17 protein-coding genes are annotated in these 18877 nt (G+C 71.3%); 13 read left to right on the plus strand and 4 right to left on the minus strand.

Going from position 1 to position 18877, the window contains the following annotated elements; genetic code table 11:
- From ABZ642_RS17695 to ABZ642_RS17710, 4 genes are all read right to left on the minus strand, one after another.
- Window positions 1-1254, minus strand: coding sequence for an MFS transporter (locus ABZ642_RS17695; protein ID WP_360484123.1), 1254 nt, complete (start codon window positions 1252-1254; stop codon window positions 1-3).
- Complete coding sequence (locus tag ABZ642_RS17700) at window positions 1251-2645, minus strand: GH1 family beta-glucosidase (RefSeq protein WP_360484126.1); 1395 nt, start codon at window positions 2643-2645, stop codon at window positions 1251-1253. The genes ABZ642_RS17695 and ABZ642_RS17700 overlap by 4 nt, the downstream gene beginning before the upstream one ends.
- A gap of 71 nt (window positions 2646-2716) precedes the next feature.
- Entirely contained in the window at window positions 2717-2983 is a 267-nt protein-coding gene (locus ABZ642_RS17705; RefSeq protein ID WP_360484129.1) for a protealysin inhibitor emfourin, read from the minus strand.
- Window positions 2984-3004: 21 nt separating this feature from the next.
- On the minus strand, window positions 3005-4069 hold the full coding sequence (locus ABZ642_RS17710; RefSeq protein WP_360484132.1) for a M4 family metallopeptidase: 1065 nt from the start codon (window positions 4067-4069) through the stop codon (window positions 3005-3007).
- Between the two features lie 371 nt (window positions 4070-4440).
- On the opposite strand from ABZ642_RS17710, the gene leuA reads away from it, so the two are divergent.
- From leuA to ABZ642_RS17775, 13 genes are all read left to right on the plus strand, one after another.
- The gene (gene leuA / locus ABZ642_RS17715) at window positions 4441-6162 is read left to right on the plus strand and encodes a 2-isopropylmalate synthase (protein ID WP_360484135.1); all 1722 of its coding nucleotides are present in this window, start codon (window positions 4441-4443) and stop codon (window positions 6160-6162) included.
- A 185-nt stretch (window positions 6163-6347) separates the two neighbouring features.
- The gene (locus ABZ642_RS17720; protein ID WP_360484138.1) at window positions 6348-7043 is read left to right on the plus strand and encodes a TerB family tellurite resistance protein; all 696 of its coding nucleotides are present in this window, start codon (window positions 6348-6350) and stop codon (window positions 7041-7043) included.
- A gap of 138 nt (window positions 7044-7181) precedes the next feature.
- The gene (locus ABZ642_RS17725) at window positions 7182-8345 is read left to right on the plus strand and encodes a sialidase family protein (protein ID WP_360484376.1); all 1164 of its coding nucleotides are present in this window, start codon (window positions 7182-7184) and stop codon (window positions 8343-8345) included.
- A 148-nt stretch (window positions 8346-8493) separates the two neighbouring features.
- Window positions 8494-9027, plus strand: a complete 534-nt coding sequence (locus tag ABZ642_RS17730; RefSeq protein ID WP_360484141.1) for a SigE family RNA polymerase sigma factor — start codon at window positions 8494-8496, stop codon at window positions 9025-9027.
- Window positions 9024-9965 carry a hypothetical protein gene (locus ABZ642_RS17735; RefSeq protein WP_360484144.1) on the plus strand — a complete coding sequence of 314 codons (942 nt, stop codon included), beginning with the start codon at window positions 9024-9026 and terminating at the stop codon, window positions 9963-9965. Before ABZ642_RS17730 ends, ABZ642_RS17735 begins: the two co-directional genes overlap by 4 nt.
- Before the next feature lie 298 nt (window positions 9966-10263).
- On the plus strand, window positions 10264-11859 hold the full coding sequence (locus tag ABZ642_RS17740; RefSeq protein ID WP_360484147.1) for an ABC transporter substrate-binding protein: 1596 nt from the start codon (window positions 10264-10266) through the stop codon (window positions 11857-11859).
- Between the two features lie 4 nt (window positions 11860-11863).
- Window positions 11864-12823 carry an ABC transporter permease gene (locus tag ABZ642_RS17745; RefSeq protein WP_360484150.1) on the plus strand — a complete coding sequence of 320 codons (960 nt, stop codon included), beginning with the start codon at window positions 11864-11866 and terminating at the stop codon, window positions 12821-12823.
- Complete coding sequence (locus ABZ642_RS17750) at window positions 12820-14844, plus strand: dipeptide/oligopeptide/nickel ABC transporter permease/ATP-binding protein (RefSeq protein WP_360484153.1); 2025 nt, start codon at window positions 12820-12822, stop codon at window positions 14842-14844. The genes ABZ642_RS17745 and ABZ642_RS17750 overlap by 4 nt, the downstream gene beginning before the upstream one ends.
- Window positions 14841-15839 (plus strand): ABC transporter ATP-binding protein, encoded by a 999-nt coding sequence (locus ABZ642_RS17755; protein WP_360484155.1) that lies wholly within the window; start codon window positions 14841-14843, stop codon window positions 15837-15839. The genes ABZ642_RS17750 and ABZ642_RS17755 overlap by 4 nt, the downstream gene beginning before the upstream one ends.
- Complete coding sequence (locus ABZ642_RS17760; RefSeq protein ID WP_360484158.1) at window positions 15839-16765, plus strand: dihydrodipicolinate synthase family protein; 927 nt, start codon at window positions 15839-15841, stop codon at window positions 16763-16765. The genes ABZ642_RS17755 and ABZ642_RS17760 overlap by 1 nt, the downstream gene beginning before the upstream one ends.
- 172 nt (window positions 16766-16937) lie before the next feature.
- Entirely contained in the window at window positions 16938-17162 is a 225-nt protein-coding gene (locus tag ABZ642_RS17765; protein WP_360484394.1) for a hypothetical protein, read from the plus strand.
- 49 nt (window positions 17163-17211) lie between these two features.
- Window positions 17212-17961 (plus strand): DNA repair protein RecO, encoded by a 750-nt coding sequence (gene recO, locus ABZ642_RS17770; protein WP_360484161.1) that lies wholly within the window; start codon window positions 17212-17214, stop codon window positions 17959-17961.
- 17 nt (window positions 17962-17978) lie between these two features.
- On the plus strand, window positions 17979-18818 hold the full coding sequence (locus ABZ642_RS17775) for an isoprenyl transferase (protein WP_360484164.1): 840 nt from the start codon (window positions 17979-17981) through the stop codon (window positions 18816-18818).
- The last annotated feature ends 59 nt before the right edge of the window (window positions 18819-18877 follow it).

The following is an 18877-nucleotide window of genomic DNA, read 5'->3' on the forward strand; positions in this document are numbered from 1 at the left end:
CTAGTCGACCCCCCGTATCCGCCCCACCAGCCCCGCCCCCGCCAGTCCGATCACCGCCGCCGCCAGGTAGAGCACCCGGTAGCCGCCCAGGTAGGTCACGATCGGTGCGGCGAGGGCGGGCGCCGCCACCTGCGGCAGGGCGTTGGCCACGTTGATGACGCCGAGGTCCTTGCCGCGGTCCAGGGCCTTCGGTAGGACGTCCGTCATCAGGGCGAAGTCGACCGAGGTGAACACGCCGAAGCCGATGCCCAGGAAGGCCGAGGCGACGATCGCCCCCGGCCAGGTCTGCCACGCCGCCAGCAGCGCCGTCGCGGCCGCCATCAGCATCCCCGACCAGACCACGAACGGCTTGCGCCGGCCCACCCGGTCCGACCAGACCCCGCCGACCACGACCGTCGCCATCAGCGTCAGCCCGTTCACCGCCGTCAGGATCAGTACGCCCTGGTCGGGGTCGGAGTAGTGGAGGCGGTCGCGGAGGTAGTAGAGCAGGTACAGCAGGACCAGGGCGTTGCTGAGGTTGATCAGGAAGCGGGTCAGCCACGCCCAGCCCAGGTCGGGATAGCGGCGCGGGCTCAGCCAGAAGCCCGCCAGGAAGCCCCGCCAGGACCAGGGCGGCCGGTCCTGCGGGGCCAGCCGCAGATCGGGGTACCGGAGCACGTACGGCAGCACGCCGACCGCCGTGAACACCGCGCACGCCACATAGCCCGCCCCGACGCCCCCGGCGGCCGTCGCCAGCCCGGTGCCGCCGACCACCCCGAGGATCTGGGCGGCCCCCAGCCAGCCGCCCACCGAACCCCGCTGGCTCCTCGGCACCCGGTCCGGCACGGCCGCCGTCACCGCCGCGAAGGCCGCGTTCAGCGTCAGCTGGACCAGGCACCAGCCCAGCATCATCGTCCACATGCCGCCGGCGCCCGCGAGCAGCAGCAGCGACAGCGCCCCGCCCGCCGTGCCGGCGACGATCCACGGCGTACGGCGGCCCCGGCGGGACGTCGTACGGTCCGACAGCGCGCCGAAGACCGGGTTCGCCGCCAGCGACACCACCGCGCCCACGGCGGTCACCCACGCCAGCATCGTCTCCTTGGACATCCCGGAGCCCGGTGCGAAGTCCTTGGCCTGGGAGGCCAGGAGGATCTGGAGAGGGCCGTACCAGCCCACCCAGATCGCCCCGTTGGCGAGGGAGAGCGCCGACGTCCAGCCCCGGCCGACCTTCTCGGACGGTTCCGCCAGCGCGGCCGGCGCCCCCGTCGTCGTCATCCCCCCGCCTGGGATCTGCGCGGGGATCTCTGTGCCCGGATCAGGTCCCGGAACCAGCCGTACGACGACTTCGGCGTCCGTACCCGGGTGTCGTAGTCCACGTGGACCAGGCCGAAGCGGCGCGCGTACCCCTCCGCCCACTCGAAGTTGTCCAGCAGCGACCAGACGAAGTAGCCGCGCACGTCCACGCCGGCCTCCACCGCCCGGTGCAGCGCCCGGATGTGACCGTCCAGGTAGGCGATACGGGCCTGGTCGTCGAGGCCCTCGTAGGAGCAGCCGTTCTCGGTGATGACGATCGGCGGGAGCCTGTCGCCGTAGCGGTCCCGGAAGCCGGTGAGGAGTTCCGTCAGGCCCTCCGGGACCACGGGCCAGCCGAAGTCCGTGACCGGCACGTCCTCGATGTCCTGGACGGAGAAGGGGAGTTCGGCGGGGAGGGTGAGCCCGCCGAACTCGATCTCGGTGCCCTGCGGGGCGCCCACCTTCGTCGGGGCGTAGTAGTTGACGCCGTACCAGTCGAGCGGCTCGGAGATCACCTTCAGGTCCGCGGCGACATCGCCCGGCATCAGGTCGCCCATGCCCTCCGGGTACTCGCCCAGCAGAATCGGCTCCGCGAACAGGCGGTTGAGGAGGAGGTCGTAGAAGCCGGCCGCCTCCAGGTCCGGCTGTTCCCGGGAGGCCGGCCAGGTGGGGCCGTGGGAGTTGGCGATGCCGATGTCGACGGCGCCGGCCGCGCGCAGTGCCCGTACGGCCAGGCCGTGGGCGAGGAGCTGGTGGTGGGCGACCGGCAGGGCGTCGAACATCAGCTGCTCGCCGGGGGCGTGGGCGCCCAGGGCGTGGCCGAACAGGGTGTGTTCGGCGGGCTCGTTGAGGGTGATCCACTTCCGCACGCGGTCGCCGAGCCGGTCCGCGACCGTCGAGACGTAGTCGGCGAAGCGCGCGGCGGTGTCCCGCTCCAGCCAGCCGCCCCCCGCGGCGGAGCCGCTGTCGGGCACGGCCTGCAGGGCCGTCGGCAGGTCCCAGTGGAAGAGGGTCGGGACCGGCCGTACGCCCGCCGCGCACAGCTCGTCCACCAGGCGGTCGTAGAAGTCCAGGCCGCCCGCCGAGCGCACCCGCGGCCAGGAGATCGAGAAGCGGTACGCGTCCACGCCGAGGCCGGCCAGCAGGGCCACGTCCTCGCGGTAGCGGTGGTAGTGGTCGCAGGCCACCGCCGCCGTCGAGCCGTCCTTGATCCGGCCCGGCTCGGCCGAGAACACGTCCCACACGGAGGGCTCGCGCTCGTTGGCCGCGCCCTCGATCTGGTGGGCCGAGGTCGACACACCCCACAGGAAGCCGTCGGGGAAACCGGGGAGGGCGGGGATACCGGGTATCGGATGGACCGCGTCAGTCGCCATGGCCGGGATCATCCTTACCACCAGTAACAGAAGTCAACGTCCGGACGTGAACTACCCGTTACCGGTACCGCTTAGGCGCCTTCCTTCAACACCCTTGAGATCAGCTCGCGTTGCTCGGAGGTCAGCCGCGGATCGGCCGCGTACACCGTCCGCCCGTCCACCGTGATCCGGTACGCGAACCCGTCCGGCACCCCGGGCGGCGGCGTGCCCCGGCCGGCCGCGAGCACGTGCTCGGCCAGGGCCTGCCACTCATGGGCGTCGGGCCGACCCGAGGTGTCCACCTCGCCCTGCCGCTCGATGCCCGCGAACCCGCCCGTACGCCTCACCTGAATACGCATGGGTCCCTGTGTAGTACGGGATCAGCCCGTCTGCACACCCACCTGGGCCCACGCCTTGAGAACCGCCTCGGTCTCCTCGCCCTCCTCGAAGCGGGCCTTGGCCGCCGCCACGGTGAGCTTCGCGAAGTCCGTGAAGCGGGCGTCCGACCCCAGTTCACCGCCGGTGAGCACGTCGTACCAGATCCGCCCGGCCCGCTCCCAGGCGTTGCCGCCGAGGGCGGTGGCGAGCAGGTAGAAGGCGTGGTTGGGGATGCCGGAGTTGATGTGGACGCCGCCGTTGTCCCGGTTGGTCTTCACGTACCCCGTCATGGTCGCGGGCTGCGGGTCCTTGCCGAGGCGGGGGTCGTCGTACGCGGTGCCCGGGGCCTTCATCGAGCGCAGGGCCACACCGTGCACGCCCGGGGCGAGCAGGCCCTCGCCGATCAGCCAGTCCGCCTGGTCGGCGCTCTGGCCGAGGGAGTGCTGCTTGATGAGCGAGCCGAAGACGTCCGAGACCGACTCGTTGAGGGCGCCGGACTGGCCGTAGTACTCCAGGTTGGCGGTGTACTGGGTGACGCCGTGCGTGAGCTCGTGGCCGATGACGTCGACGGAGCTGGTGAAGTCGGTGAAGATCTGGCCGTCGCCGTCGCCGAACACCATCTGCTCGCCGTTCCAGAAGGCGTTGTCGTAGTCGACGTCGTAGTGCACGGTCGCGTCGAGGGGGAGCCCCTCGCCGTCGATGGAGTCCCGCTCGTACGCCGTCAGGTACAGGTCGAAAGTGGCGCCGAGGCCGGCGTAGGCGCGGTTGACGCCGGCGTCCTGGCCTGGCTCGGAGCCCTCGTCGCGGACCTTGGTGCCGGGCAGGTCGGTGCCGTGTCCGGCGTCGTAGATCGTGCGGTGCGGGGTGCCGGTGGCGGCCGTCACCGACGGGGCGACGGCGCCGCGGACCGTGGTGATCCGGCGGCGGGTGCGCTGCACGGCGTCCTGCTGGAGGGTGCGCAGTGCGGAGTCGGCGAGCGCCTGGTCCTCGTGGGTGGCGAGGTGGTCGAGGATGTGCGGCGGCACGATGGTGCAGAAGACGGGCCTGTAGCCCCCGTTGGTCGTCATGCTCGGCACCATTGCACTGAGTGAGGAGTATGTCACTAGGCGCAACCTTGATTGGTGAAATATGGGGATGACTTCGCCGTGGGCGGTTGCGCTGTGTTATTCGGTGCGGGTCGTCCGTGGCCGATCGCACCCACGCGGCGGAGCCGTATATCGATACGGCCCCGCGCCCCTGGGGCGCGAGCGGTCCCGCATGCTGATACGGAACCGCACGGCCATAGGGGCTCGGTTACAGTTGCCTGCATCATGCGTTTCGGGCTGCTTCTTCTTAGCTGCCGCGGCGAGGGCCTGTAGTCCAGGTCGACTCCCTCCCCGCGGAGCTTCGTGTTGCGTCGTCGGCCGTCCTTCCGGACATCCTGAGGAGCCCCGCGATCATGGCGAACCGCCAGCAGCCCACCACCATGCCGATCCACAAGTACGGCCGCTACGAGCAGGTCGACATCCCGGACCGCACCTGGCCCCAGCAGCGCGTCACCGCCGCCCCCCGCTGGCTCTCCACCGACCTGCGCGACGGCAACCAGTCCCTGATCGACCCGATGTCGCCCGAGCGCAAGCGCCGGATGTTCGACCAACTGGTGAAGATGGGCTACAAGGAGATCGAGGTCGGCTTCCCCGCCTCCGGCCAGACCGACTTCGACTTCGTGCGCTCGATCATCGAGGAAGAGGGCGCGATCCCGGACGACGTCACGATCTCCGTGCTGACCCAGGCCCGCGAGGACCTGATCGAGCGGACCGTGGAGTCGCTGAAGGGCGCCCGGCGGGCCACCGTGCATCTGTACAACGCCACGGCTCCGGTCTTCCGGCGGGTGGTGTTCCGCGGCTCCAAGGACGACATCAGGCAGATCGCCGTCGACGGCACCCGCATGGTGATGGAGTACGCCGAGAAGCTGCTGGGTCCGGAGACGGAGTTCGGCTACCAGTACTCGCCGGAGATCTTCACCGACACCGAACTGGACTTCGCGCTGGAGGTCTGCGAGGCGGTCATGGACGTCTGGCAGCCGGGTCCGGGCCGCGAGATCATCCTCAACCTGCCCGCCACCGTGGAGCGTTCGACGCCGTCCACGCACGCGGACCGCTTCGAGTGGATGCACCGCAACCTGTCCCGCCGTGAGCACGTCGTGCTGTCCGTCCACCCGCACAACGACCGCGGTACGGCCGTCGCCGCCGCCGAGCTGGCGCTGATGGCCGGCGCCGACCGCATCGAGGGCTGCCTGTTCGGGCAGGGCGAGCGCACCGGCAACGTCGACCTGGTCACCCTGGGCATGAACCTGTTCTCGCAGGGCGTCGACCCGCAGATCGACTTCTCCGACATCGACGAGATCCGTCGTACGTGGGAGTACTGCAACCAGATGGAGGTCCACCCGCGCCACCCGTACGTGGGCGACCTGGTCTACACGTCCTTCTCCGGCTCCCACCAGGACGCCATCAAGAAGGGCTTCGACGCCATGGAGGCCGACGCGGCCGCGAAGGGCGTCACCGTCGACGACATCGAGTGGGCCGTGCCGTACCTGCCGATCGACCCGAAGGACGTCGGCCGCTCCTACGAGGCGGTCATCCGGGTCAACTCGCAGTCCGGCAAGGGCGGTGTCGCCTACGTCCTGAAGAACGACCACAAGCTGGACCTGCCGCGCCGGATGCAGATCGAGTTCTCCAAGCTCATCCAGGCGAAGACGGACGCCGAGGGCGGCGAGGTCACCGGCTCCGCCATCTGGTCGGTCTTCCAGGACGAGTACCTGCCGAACCCGGAGAACCCCTGGGGCCGCATCCAGGTGCGGACGGGCCAGTCGACGACCGACACCGACGGGGTGGACACCCTCACCGTCGAGGCCAACGTCGACGGCGAGGACACCGTCCTGACCGGCTCCGGCAACGGCCCGATCTCCGCGTTCTTCGACGCGCTGCAGGGGCTGGGGATCGACGTACGGCTCCTGGACTACCAGGAGCACACGATGAGCGAGGGCGCCTCCGCGCAGGCCGCCTCGTACATCGAATGCGCGATCGGCGACAAGGTTCTGTGGGGGATCGGCATCGACGCGAACACGACGCGTGCGTCGCTGAAGGCGGTCGTGTCCGCCGTCAACCGAGCGACGCGATAATCGCTCTGACCGGCGGTTTAAGGGCCCTGATCGTGCTGTACGGCGATCAGGGCCCCGTCGTTTACCGGCCATCCGACCGTGGAGGTCACGGAAAGGTCTCGTACGGGGTACTGACTCCACCTCACCGATGTGGCTAACATCACGCCAGCGGTGGCGATGTTGCCACGGCGTTAAGGAGGTGCGACGTGCTGCCAGTACGGGGACGAGACGGCCGAACCACCAGGCCTGCCCGCATTCTGGGCACCCGCACCGCATGGACGCCCGTCGGCGACGGCGAGTTCTTCTGCCCCGGCTGCGGAGGCGACCGCAACTACCAGCGGCTCACCGGCCGCCGCCGCTTCACCCTGCTCGGCGTGCCGGTGCTGCCGCGCGGCACCACCGGGCCGGTCGTGGAGTGCGCCGCCTGCCGTCACCACTTCGGCACCGACGTGCTCGACCACCCGACCACCTCCCGCTTCTCGGCGATGCTCCGCGACGCCGTGCACACCGTCGCCCTCGCCGTCCTCGCGGCGGGCGGCGCCTGTGCCCGTACGTCCCTGGAGGCGGCCGCGGCCGCGGTCCGCGCGGCCGGCTTCGAGGACGTCACGGAGGAGCAGCTGGGCGCGCTCGTCGACGCGCTCGCCGCCGACACCGGCCGGGTCTTCGAGCAGCCGGGCGGGGCGAGCCTCGCGATAGAACTGCACGAGGCCCTCGACCCGCTGGCCCCGCACCTCGCCCCGGCCGGCCGCGAGTCCCTGCTCCTCCAGGCCGCCCGGATCGCGCTCGCCGACGGCCCCTACACCAACGCCGAACGCGAGGTCCTCGGCACGGTCGGCGCGGCCCTGACCATCTGCGCCGACGACGTGACCCGCCTGCTGGCGGCAGCCCGCACCCCCTCCTGAGCCTTCGGTTGCCCCCCGCGGAAACTGACGGTGCGCCAAACCGTATGACCCGTTCGGACGTTGCGTGGGTGCGGTGAAGGCGGAGGGGAGGAACATGGAAGGGTGAGCCATGTGTCTCCTGTGACCCGTGTGAGCCGGATCTCCCTCGCCGCCGCCCTGCTGCTCGGGGCGTTCACCGTCGAACCCAGGGCCTGGGCGGCGACCTGCGAGTCCGCCGTGCCGTATACGTCCGGCGAGGGCGGCTACGCCCAGTACCGCATCCCGGCCGTCGTCCGCACCGGGCACGGCACCCTGCTCGCCTTCGCCGAGGGCCGGCACACCACCACCGGCGACAGCGGTGACATCGACGTCGTGCTGAGGCGTTCCTCCGACGGCGGCTGCACCTGGAGCCCGCTCCAGGTGGTGACCGACGGCAAGGGGAACACCCGGGGCAACCCGGCCCCCGTGGTCGACCCGCGCACCGGCGACGTCGTCCTGGTGACCTCCTACAACGACGGCTCGGTGAGCGAGGCGCAGATCATGCGCGGCCAGGTCACCGAGGAGCAGAGCCGCCGGGTGTTCGTGCAGCGCAGCCGGAGCGACGGCCGGTCCTTCTCCGCACCGCGGGAGATCACGGCACAGGTGAAACCTTCGGGCTGGCGCTGGTACGCCACCGGTCCCGGCCATGCCGTCGCCGTCACCGAGGGACCGCACCGCGGCCGCCTGGTGGTCGCCGCCGACCACTCCGGCACGCCGCGTCCCGGCTCCCCCGACACCGGCCAGGAGGCCAGGTACTACGGCGGTCACGCGATCTACAGCGACGACGGCGGCCGTACCTGGCACCTCGGCTTCGTCGACGGCTCCTACACCGGCCACGACAACGCCAACGAGACCACCGCCGCCCAACTCCCCGACGGCCGCCTCTACTTCAACGCCCGCGACCAGAACGGCACCAGCCCCGGCAACCGCCTCAACGCCTGGTCGAGCGACGGCGCGGAAACCCTGGACGCCAAGTACACCGTCCAGCCGACCCTGCGCCGGGTCCCGGTGGTCGAGGGCTCGGTCCTCCAACTCCAGGGCTTCGATGCCCCGTTGCTCTTCTCCGCTCCCTCGATCCCGACGGCCCGCCAGGCCATGGCCCTGTGGACCAGCGAGGACGAGGGCATCAGCTTCGACAAGCTCCTCACCCTGTCCGGCCGGAAGGCGGCCTACTCGGACCTGGTCCAGGTGGACAGGAGCACGGTGGGCGTGCTGTACGAGACGGGGACGCGGACGGCGTACGACACGATCGAGTTCCGGCGGATCGCGGCACCCCGGGAGTGAGCGGTGGCCGTGCACGGGCCGCTGCCGTGCATTGGCCGCCGCCGTGTACCGGCCGCTCCCGTGAACCGGCCGCGGTGTGCCGGTTGTTGCCATGAACCGGGCAACCGAATCCGCCCGGCCGGTGGTCTGGAGGGCGAGGGGGTGGCTGATGCAGGCCGAACTCGAGGCCCAGTTCCAGGAATTCGTCAGAGCGCGGTGGTCCCATCTGGTGCGGACCGCCTATCTGCTCACCGGCGACCCGCACCACGCGGAGGACCTCACGCAGACCGCGCTGGCGAAGGCGTACCGGTCGTGGCGCCGGGTCTCCGGCACCGACCGTCCGGAGGCGTACGTCCGCCGCATGCTGGTCAGCTGCAACAGCGACCGGTTCCGCAAACGGCGGGTCGCGGAGTCGCTGACCGCCGCGCCGCCCGAGCGCGCGGGGCACGACGACGCGGTCTCCCGGGCCGACGAGCGCGGCACGCTGCTCGCCGCCCTGGCGGAACTGCCGCCCAGGCAGCGCGCGGTGGTGGTGCTGCGGTACTGGGAGGACCTGTCCGAGGCGGAGGTCGCCGACGTGCTCGGCTGCTCCCCGGGCACGGTCAAGAGCCAGGCGTCCAAGGGCCTGGCGAAGTTGCGTACGTTTCCGGGTCTCGCGCAGACCATGAGTCACGCGGGATCCGGACAGGGAGGCACCAGGTGAGCGGCGAGAAGCAGGGCACACAGGCCGAGCCGGGCTTCGAGGAGCGGATCCGGGCGCTGTTGGCGGGGGACGCCTCGGCGCTGCGGCCGTCGCCCGTGCCGTATCCGGAGATCCGGCGGCGGGGCGTGCTGGAGCGACGGCGGCGGCGCCTGGGCGTGGGCGGAGCGGCGCTGGCGGCCCTCGCGGCGGTACCGGTCGGCGCCTACGCACTGGGCGGCGGCAGCACCACGACGAGCCCGGCCGGCCCGAGTCCCACCGTGCGGTCCAGCCCGCGTCCGACGGCGGCACCGACACCGTCGGCCACCCCGACGGACCCGGCGCGGCCGGCTTCCGCGAGCCAGCTCCTGGACGGGATCACCTTCGAACAGGCCGCCGGCGGACTCGGCAAGTGCCTGGACTACAACAAGGCGAACCGGCTTCCCAAGGACCCGTCCTACATCGACCTGGGCCGGCCCGCCGACTACCGGATCATCCTGGCGATGCGCAGCACCGGCGACTCGAACGCCCCCGGCGACGGCTACTTCGTGGTCGCGGTGCGCGAGAAGCCGACGGCGGCCCGGCTCATCTGCGACATCAAGGGCGGCAAGGCCGCCGGGCTGAACACCAGCACCGGGGACCCCTTCGGCGACTCGGCCATGCCGGTGATCCCGGACATCAACAGCGGCAAGCTGTACCAGCAGTCGTACCTCGACAAAGGCAACTGGAAGCTGCCGTTCCGCTGGGGGATCATCGGCAGCTACCGCAGTTCGGTGGCCAGGATGACCGTGTCCTACGGCGACAGCACGGGCGAGACGGTCCTCGACCACGGCTGGTTCGTCGCCGTCGGCACCCTGCACCAGCAGGTCACGAAGTCACCGCACCTCAAGGGATACGACGCCGCGGGCAAACTCGTCTACGACTCCGACCAGGACGCCTCCTACGAGAAGACGCTGCCCTAGCCCACCGGTCCGCCCTGCCGGAGCGGCGTTCCGGCAGGGCGGCGGACAGCTGTGGGGAGAAAGCCTGGCTGGACGGCCCCTCGCCGGCAGCCCGGCCGATGGCTCCCACGTAGTACCCCGGCGCTGGTCACCACGGTGTTGACCAGCGCCAACCCATGTCGGTCAGGGGCGCCATTGGTCCGACCTCTGACGGTTTACGCCATTCGTGTGCGCTGCCTTGACCGCCCCCAAACGCCCTCTTATGGTCGCGCTTACACATGACGTCCGACGTCTCCTTTTCCCCCACGCTGGAGGCACCGTGCGCGACGAGGCGACCCACGGCCGCAGGACGTTCCTGAAACACGCCGGCGCACTGGGGGCGGCCGCCTCACTGACAGCGTGCGGACCCAAGTCGACGATCGACCTCGGCGGCAGCGGCTCCGACCGCACTTTGACGGCCGTCATCGGCTACGGCAACGACGGCAGCTGGGATCCGACCCAGACCGCGTCCGCGTTCGCGATGGCCGCCAACAACCACATCTACGAGGGCCTCGTCGACACCGATCCGATCACCCGCGCCCCCTATCCGGCGCTGGCGACCCGGCTGCCCGCCGACCCGGACGCCACCACCTGGCGGTTCACCCTGCGGCCGGGCGCCACCTTCCACGACGGCAGGCCGGTCACCGCCGACGACGTGGTCTTCGTCTTCGACCGGATCCTCGACCCGGGCACCCAGACCCTCGCCAAGGGCTTCTTCGCGAGCTGGCTGAAGGAGGTCCGCAGGATCGACACCCGGTCCGTCGACCTGGTCCTCGGATTCCCCTTCCCGGACGGGATCGCCCGCCTCACCCTCGCCAAGATCATGCCCAGGCACGTGTTCTCCCGGCCCGGCGCCTGGGACGACGCGATCAGGGGACTCGCGGTGGGCACGGGACCGTACCGGCAGACCGGGCACCACCCGAAGTCGAACACCACCTTCGCCGCGTACGACGGCTACAACGGCCCCCGCAAGGCCGCCTTCCGGCGGATGAACTGGCTGACGATCGTCGACGCGGCCTCACGGGTGGCCAGGATCTCCGGCGCCGACGCGGGCGCGCAGATCTCCGACAACATCCCCTACGCCAACATCACCCGCCTCGAACAGGGCGGACTGTCGGTCGGCGGCGGCGCCGGGATGAACAACCTGTTCCTCATGTTCAACACGCGGCACAGGCCCTTCGACGACGTCCGGGTCCGCCAGGCCCTGCACTACGCCATCGACAAGGCGAAGATCGTCGAGGTCGCCCTCAAGGGCCACGGAAAACCGGCGAGCTCGTTCCTGAACGAGACCAACCCCGCCTACCGCAGGGCGAAGACGGTCTACGACCACGACCCCGACAGGGCGAAGGCGCTCCTCAGGGCGGCCGGCGTCAGCGGGCTCAGAATCAACATCCTCGCCGTCAACGTGAGCTGGATCGTCGACTGCCTGCCCACCATCAAGTCGTCCTGGGACGCGATCGGCGTCGCCACGACCCTGTCCCCGCAGGAGACCACGGCCGTGTTCACCAAGATGGACCAGAAACAGGACTACCAGGTCGTCGCCGCCGTCTCGAACCCCAACCAGTTCGGCCTCGACGCCGACCTGATCATGCGCTACAACTACGGCCCCGAGAACCTCTGGACGGGCTACGCCCGCTGGTCCGACAACGCTGTCGCGAAGCGGCTCTTCAAGGACATGGACGCGGCCACCCGCGAACCGGACCCCGACAAGAAGAAGACGATGATCCAGGACTACGTCGACATCGTCGCCGAACAGGCCGTCCTCTACCCGGTCGTCCACAACGAGCTGATCACCGCCTGGGATCCGCGCAGGCTCACCGGCATAAGGGCCCAGCCCTACCCCGGCATCAACGTCCTGACGGCCAAGTGGGCCTGACGGCATGAACGCCGTCCTGCGCATCCTGCTGCGCCGTGTCGTCCTGCTGGTGCCGCTGCTGCTCGGCATCGCCCTGTTCGTGTTCCTGGTGATGCGCTTCTCCGACGTCGACCCGGCGTCCGCGTTCTTCCAGGGCGCCAACCCCACCCCGCGACAGCTCCACGACTTCCGCGAACGCAACGGCCTCCTCGACCCCCTGCCCCTGCGGTACGTCCACTTCGTCGGCGGCCTGCTCCACGGCGACCTCGGCACCAGCGCCCTCACCCGCACCCCGGTCCTCGACCAGGTCGCCACCGCCCTGCCGCTCACCCTCCAGCTGACCTTCCTCGGCCTCGGCATCGCGGTCGTCCTGGCGCTGGCCGGCGGTGTCACCGCGGCCATCCACCGCGACCGCTGGCCGGACCAGGCCATCCGGGTCCTCTCGCTCGTCGGTGTCGCCGCCCCCGCCTTCTGGCTGGCGCTGCTGATGATCCAGTACCTGGCGGTCGACCGGGGCTGGTTCCCGTCCGGCGGCTACATCAACCCGGAGGACTCCGTCACCGGCTGGCTGAAGACCATGGCGCTGCCCGCCCTCGCGCTCTCCCTCCCGGTCGCCGCCCAGCTCACCCGGATCGTCCGCACCTCGGTGGTCGAGGAACTCGACCGGGACTACGTCCGCACGGCGATCGGCAGCGGCCTGCCACCCCATGTCGTGGTCGGCCGCAACGTTCTGCGCAACGCGCTGGTCAACCCCCTGACCGTGCTCGGTCTGCGGGTCGGCTACCTGCTCGGCGGCGCCGTCGTCATCGAGACCATCTTCGCCCTGCCCGGGATGGGCAAGCTGATGATCGACGCCGTGCAGAACGGCGACCCGGCCGTCGTCCAGGGCGTGGTCCTCACCACCGCGACCGGCTTCGTCGTCGTCAACCTCGTCATCGACGTCCTCTACCTGCTGGTCAACCCCCGTCTGAGGGAGGCGACATGACGACGTTCACCCGCGCGGCCCTCAGCACCGCCCTGGCCCGTCCCGGCGTACGACTGCGCAGACTGTCCCCGCTGTCCAGGGCGGCCCTCGTCTTCCTGGCCGTGGTCGTCCTGGTGGCGGTGTGCGCGCCCCTGCTCGCCCCCGACGACCCGCTCGCCCAGCAGGCCCCCGCCGACGGCACCGGGCACCCCTCCGCCGGCCACTGGATGGGCCAGGACAGCCTCGGCCGGGACATCCTCAGCCGGCTGATGTACGGCGCCCGCTGGTCCCTCGCCATCGGCCTCGGCGCGACCGGACTCGCCCTGGTCGCCGGCGCGCTGCTCGGCGCCCTCGCGGCCACCTCCCGCAAAGGCGTCGACGAGACGCTGATGCGCTGCCTGGACGTGGTGATGGCGTTCCCCGGCATCGCGCTGGCGGCCGTCCTGGTCGCCGTCTTCGGCGGCGGCATCACGGTCCTGATCTGCGCGATCGCCTTCCTCTTCACCCCGCCCGTGGCCCGCGTGGTCCGGGCGAACGTCCTCGACCAGTACGGCGAGGACTACGTCACCGCGGAACGCGTGATCGGCGCCCGCACCCCCCACATCGTGCTCCGCCACGTGGCCGTCAACTGCGCCGCCCCCGTCCTGGTCTTCTGCACGGTCCAGGTCGCCGAGGCCATCGTCTTCGAGGCGTCCCTGTCCTTCATCGGCGCGGGCGTGCGGCCCCCGGACCCGTCCTGGGGCAGCGTCATCGCGGACGGCAGGAACATGGTGCTGACGGGCGGCTGGTGGGCGACCCTCTTCCCCGGCCTGCTGATCCTGCTCACGGTCCTCTCCCTGAACATCCTCTCCGAGGGCGTCTCGGACGCGTGGGCGTCACCGGCGGGGAGGGAGACGGAGCCGGCGGGGGCCGATCCTGTGGAGGCCGTCGAGCGCGGCGAGATCCTGGAACTCCCCGGCCTGACGGAGGCGGGCGAACGACTCCGCGCCAGGGCCCGGCCCCCCGTTCCGGACGGGCAACCGGTACTGGCCGTGGAGCGGCTGGCCATCGGCTTCCCCGACCGCCACCGGGGCGTGAACATCGTCGACGGCATCAGCTTCGAGGTACATCCCGGTGAGGTGCTGGGCCTGGTGGGGGAATCGGGCTGCGGCAAGTCCCTGACCGCACTGACCATCATGGGCTTGCAGCCGAAGACGGCACGGGTGAGCGGGCAGATCTGGTTCGCCCCGAAAGGGGCGCGGGGCCGTGGGGAACATGCGGCTGCCGCCGCGCGGGCGCGACCGGCCCCCACCCACCCGCAGCCGCCCGTGGACCTGACCGCCCCCCACCGCCGCCTCCTCGGCCACGAGATCGCGATGGTCTACCAGGACGCCCTGTCCTCCCTCAACCCCTCCATGACCGTCAACGCCCAGCTCAAGCAGCTCACATCGCGCGGCGGCCACCGCACCCCCGCCGAACTCCTCACCCTCGTCGGCCTCGATCCCACCCGGACCCTCCGCAGCTACCCCCACGAACTCTCCGGCGGCCAACGCCAGCGCGTGCTGATCGCCATGGCCCTCTCCCGCGACCCCCGCCTGATCATCGCCGACGAACCGACCACCGCCCTCGACGTCACCGTCCAGGCCCAGGTGATGGAACTCCTCCTGCGCCTGCGCGAGGAACTCGGCTTCGCGCTGATCCTCGTCTCGCACGACCTGGCCCTGGTCGCGGACGTCACCGACCGGGTGGTGGTGATGTACGGCGGACAGATCGTCGAGACCGGCGTCACCGCGGAACTGGTCGCCGCCCCGGCCCACCACTACACGCGCGGTCTGCTCGGCAGCGTGCTGTCGCTGGAGTCCGGGGCCGAGCGGCTGACCCAGATCAGGGGTGTGGTGCCGTCCCCGGCCGACTTCCCGGCGGGCTGCCGGTTCGCGGACCGCTGCCCGGCGGCGGGCGAGATCTGCCGTACGACGGCACCGGACCTCGTCGGCTCCCGCGTCCACACCGCGGCCTGCCACCACCCCGCCGTCGACCTGGCGAGCACGGAGGCGGTGACATGAGCGCGGTGGAGCTGGCCGGCGTCCACGTGGTCCACCGGGCCCGCGGTGGAGGCGTCTTCGGCCGGGACCGGGTGTACGCGCTGACCGGCGCCGATCTCACCGTGGCGCCCGGCGAGACGGTCGGCGTGGTCGGCGAGTCGGGGTGCGGGAAGTCGACGCTGGCGAAGGTGCTGGTCGGCATCCAGCGGCCGACCGCCGGCACCGTCGCCTTCCACGGCCGCGACCTGTGGGCGATGCCGGGGGGCGAACGCCGGTCGACCGTCGGCGCCGGCACCGGCATGATCTTCCAGGACCCGTCGACGGCCCTCAACCGCCGGCTGCCGGTACGTCGTATCCTCCGCGACCCGCTGGACGTCCACGAGCGCGGCACCCGGGCCGAACGGGAGGACCGGGTACGGGAGTTGATGGGCCTGGTCGGTCTGCCCCGGGCCCTCGCCGAGGCCCTGCCCGGCCAGCTCTCCGGCGGACAGCGCCAACGGGTGGCGATCGCCCGGGCGCTGGCACTGGATCCCGACCTGGTGGTGGCGGACGAACCGACCAGCGCACTGGACGTCTCGGTCCGCGCCCAGATCCTCAACCTCCTCCTCGACCTGCGCGAGCGGCTCGGCCTCGCCATGGTCTTCGTCTCCCACGACATCCAGACGGTACGGCGGATGAGCGACCGGGTGATCACCATGTACCTGGGCCGGATCGTCGAGGAGACCCCGGCCGCCGAGGTCACCGGGCACGCCCGGCACCCGTACACCAGGGCCCTGTTCTCGGCCGCCCCCGGCCTGCTCAGCCCGATCGAACCCATCCCGCTCACCGGTCCGGTCCCCTCGGCCACCCGCCCGCCGTCCGGGTGCCCGTTCCGCACCCGCTGCTGGAAGGCGGACGACGAGTGTGCCGTCCGCATGCCTGACTTCACGGCCGCGTCACGCACCGCTCACCGCTACCGCTGTCACCATCCACTGGAGGAGGACCAGCCGAGCCACCGCCTGCCCAGGGAGCCCTGATGACCCTGCCCACCCCGCTGACCGGTGTCGTACCGCCCGTCTGCACCCCCCTGACCCCGGACCGCGAGGTGGACGTCCCGTCCCTGCGCAGGCTCGTCGACCATCTGGTGGCGGCCGGAGTGGACGGCCTGTTCGTGCTGGGCTCGACATCCGAGGTGGCATACCTGACGGACCGGCAGCGCAGGCTGGTCACGGAGACCGTGGTGACGCACGCGGCCGGGCGGCTCCCGGTGCTGGCGGGCGTGATCGACATGACCACGCCCCGGGTCCTGGACCACGTCGAGTCCGTCACCTCCGCCGGCGCGGACGCGATCGTCGTCACCGCACCCTTCTACACCCGCACCCACCCCGCCGAGATCGCCCGCCACTTCCGGCTGGTCGCCGACCGCTCGCCCGTCCCGGTGATCGCCTACGACATCCCGGTCGCCGTCCACGCCAAGCTCCCCGCCGACCTGGTGCTGGAACTGGCCGCCGACGGGGTGCTGACCGGGCTGAAGGACTCCAGCGGCGACCTGGCGGGCTTCCGCGAGGTCGTCACCGGCAGCCGGGGCCTGCCCCGCTTCAGCGCGCTGACCGGCTCCGAGCTGACCGTCGACTCTGCCCTCGCACTGGGCGCCGACGGGGCGGTACCGGGGCTCGCCAACGTCGACCCGGACGGGTATGTCCGTCTCCACCGGCTCTGCCGGGCCGGTGACTGGGAGCGGGCGCGGGCCGAACAGGAGCGGTTGTGCGGGCTGTTCGCGATGGTCCGGGTCGGCGACGGGCGCCGGATGGGCGGCAGCTCGGCGGCGCTGGGCGCGTTCAAGGCGGCACTGCATCTGCGCGGGGTCATCGGGTCCCCGGTCACCGCGGAGCCGCAGGTGCCGCTGTCGCAGGCGGAGATCGAGTGCGTGGGCAAGCACCTCGCGGCGGCGGGGCTGATGTGAGCCGGCGCCGCGGCAGCCGCGGACCGGCGACCGGCACCGCGCGAACGGCAGGCGGACCCGGAAGCCCGGGCTCGGGCCGCCGTCCGGGACAGACTCCGGCCGAGTCTAGGCACGCAGCGCCACCTCAGTGGTGCGAAGCGTGAAATTCCCGGGGGCGGGGGAGCCAGGTGAGGTGAACGCGAAGAACCTCCCCGTCGGCTCCTGCGCCGTCGACACCCGTACCGGACGGCTGGGCATCGTCATGGGGCACGAAGGCCCCTATGTGCAGCTGAGGCCGTACGGGGGAGGGCGTGAGTGGGACGCCCACCCGGACGCCGTACGGATCGCGACCCAGGCCGAACGGCTCAGCGCGGCCACCGCCCACGCCAACGCCCGCAGCCGCGGCGAGGTGCCTTGAAGGTTCCGGTCCGGACCGGTCCCCCGCCACGGCAGGGCAGAATGGGCGCATGAGCCTGTTCCGCGACGACGGCATCGTGCTGCGCACCCAGAAGCTGGGTGAGGCGGACCGGATCATCACCTTGCTCACCCGCGGACACGGCCGGGTGCGGGCCGTCGCGCGTGGGGTGCGGCGGACGAAGTCGAAGTTCGGGGCGCGGCTCGAGCCGTTCTCCCATGTGGACGTGCAGTTCTTCGCGCGGGGGAGCGAGCTGATCGGGCGCGGGCTGCCGCTGTGCACCCAGGGCGAGACCATCGCGCCGTACGGCGGCGGGATCGTCACCGACTACGCCCGGTACACCGCGGGGACGGCCATGCTGGAGACCGCCGAGCGGTTCACGGATCATGAGGGCGAGCCCGCGGTGCAGCAGTATCTGCTGCTGGTGGGGGCGCTCAGGACCCTGGCCCGCGGCGAGCACGCACCCCACCTCGTCCTCGACGCCTTCCTGCTGCGCTCCCTCGCCGTCAACGGCTACGCGCCCAGCTTCGACTCCTGCGCCAAGTGCGGAATGCCCGGCCCGAACCGTTTCTTCTCGGTCGCCTCCGGCGGCAGCGTCTGCGTCGACTGCCGGGTGCCCGGCAGCGTCGTACCCTCCCCGCAGACCCTGGTTCTCCTCGGCGCGCTGCTTACGGGAGACTGGGAGACGGCGGACGCGGCCGAGGCACGGCACGTCCGGGAGGGCGGCGGACTGGTGTCCGCCTATCTGCACTGGCACCTGGAGCGGGGGCTGCGCTCGCTCAGGTACGTAGAGAAGAGCTAGAGGGAGACGAGAAGCACATGGTCGTACGCGGGATCCTGGGGAGCCGGCGCCGCGAGTACCGGACGCCGGAGCCACACCCGTCCGGTGCCCGGCCGCCGAAGCTCCCGGGCGAGCTGGTCCCGAACCATGTGGCCATCGTCATGGACGGCAACGGCCGCTGGGCGAAGGAGCGCGGGCTGCCGCGCACCGAGGGGCACAAGGTCGGCGCCGAGCGCGTCCTGGACGTGCTCCAGGGCTCCATCGAGATCGGCGTCCGGAACATCTCCCTCTACGCCTTCTCCACCGAGAACTGGAAGCGCTCGCCCGAAGAGGTCCGCTTCCTGATGAACTTCAACCGCGACTTCATCCGCAAGACCCGCGACCAGCTCGACGAGCTCGGCATCCGGGTGCGCTGGGCGGGCCGGATGCCCCGGCTGTGGAAGTCGGTCGCCAAGGAGCTCCAGGTCGCCCAGGAGCAGACCAAGGGCAACGACCTGCTCACCCTGTACTTCTGCATGAACTACGGCGGCCGCGCCGAGATCGCCGACGCGGTGCAGGCCATCGCCGAGGAGGTCAAGGCGGGCCGCCTCGACCCGTCGAAGGTCTCCGAGAAGACCATCCAGAAGCACATGTACTACGGGGACATGCCGGACGTGGACGTGTTCCTGCGCCCCAGCGGCGAGCAGCGCACCTCCAACTTCCTGCTCTGGCAGAGCGCTTACGCCGAGATGGTCTTCCAGGACGTCCTGTGGCCCGACTTCGACCGCCGTGACCTGTGGCGCGCGTGCCTCGAATTCGCCTCCCGGGACCGCCGGTTCGGCGGCGCCATCCCCAACGAGGAGCTGCTGGCCATGGAGGGCAACCAGCCCGGCGACTGACGGCCACCCGCCGTTCACGAGAGCCGTCCAGGATGCGGGAGATCATGCCAGGCCACCCC

It is taken from the genome of Streptomyces sp. NPDC007157 (assembly GCF_040634235.1).
Taxonomy (GTDB): domain Bacteria; phylum Actinomycetota; class Actinomycetes; order Streptomycetales; family Streptomycetaceae; genus Streptomyces.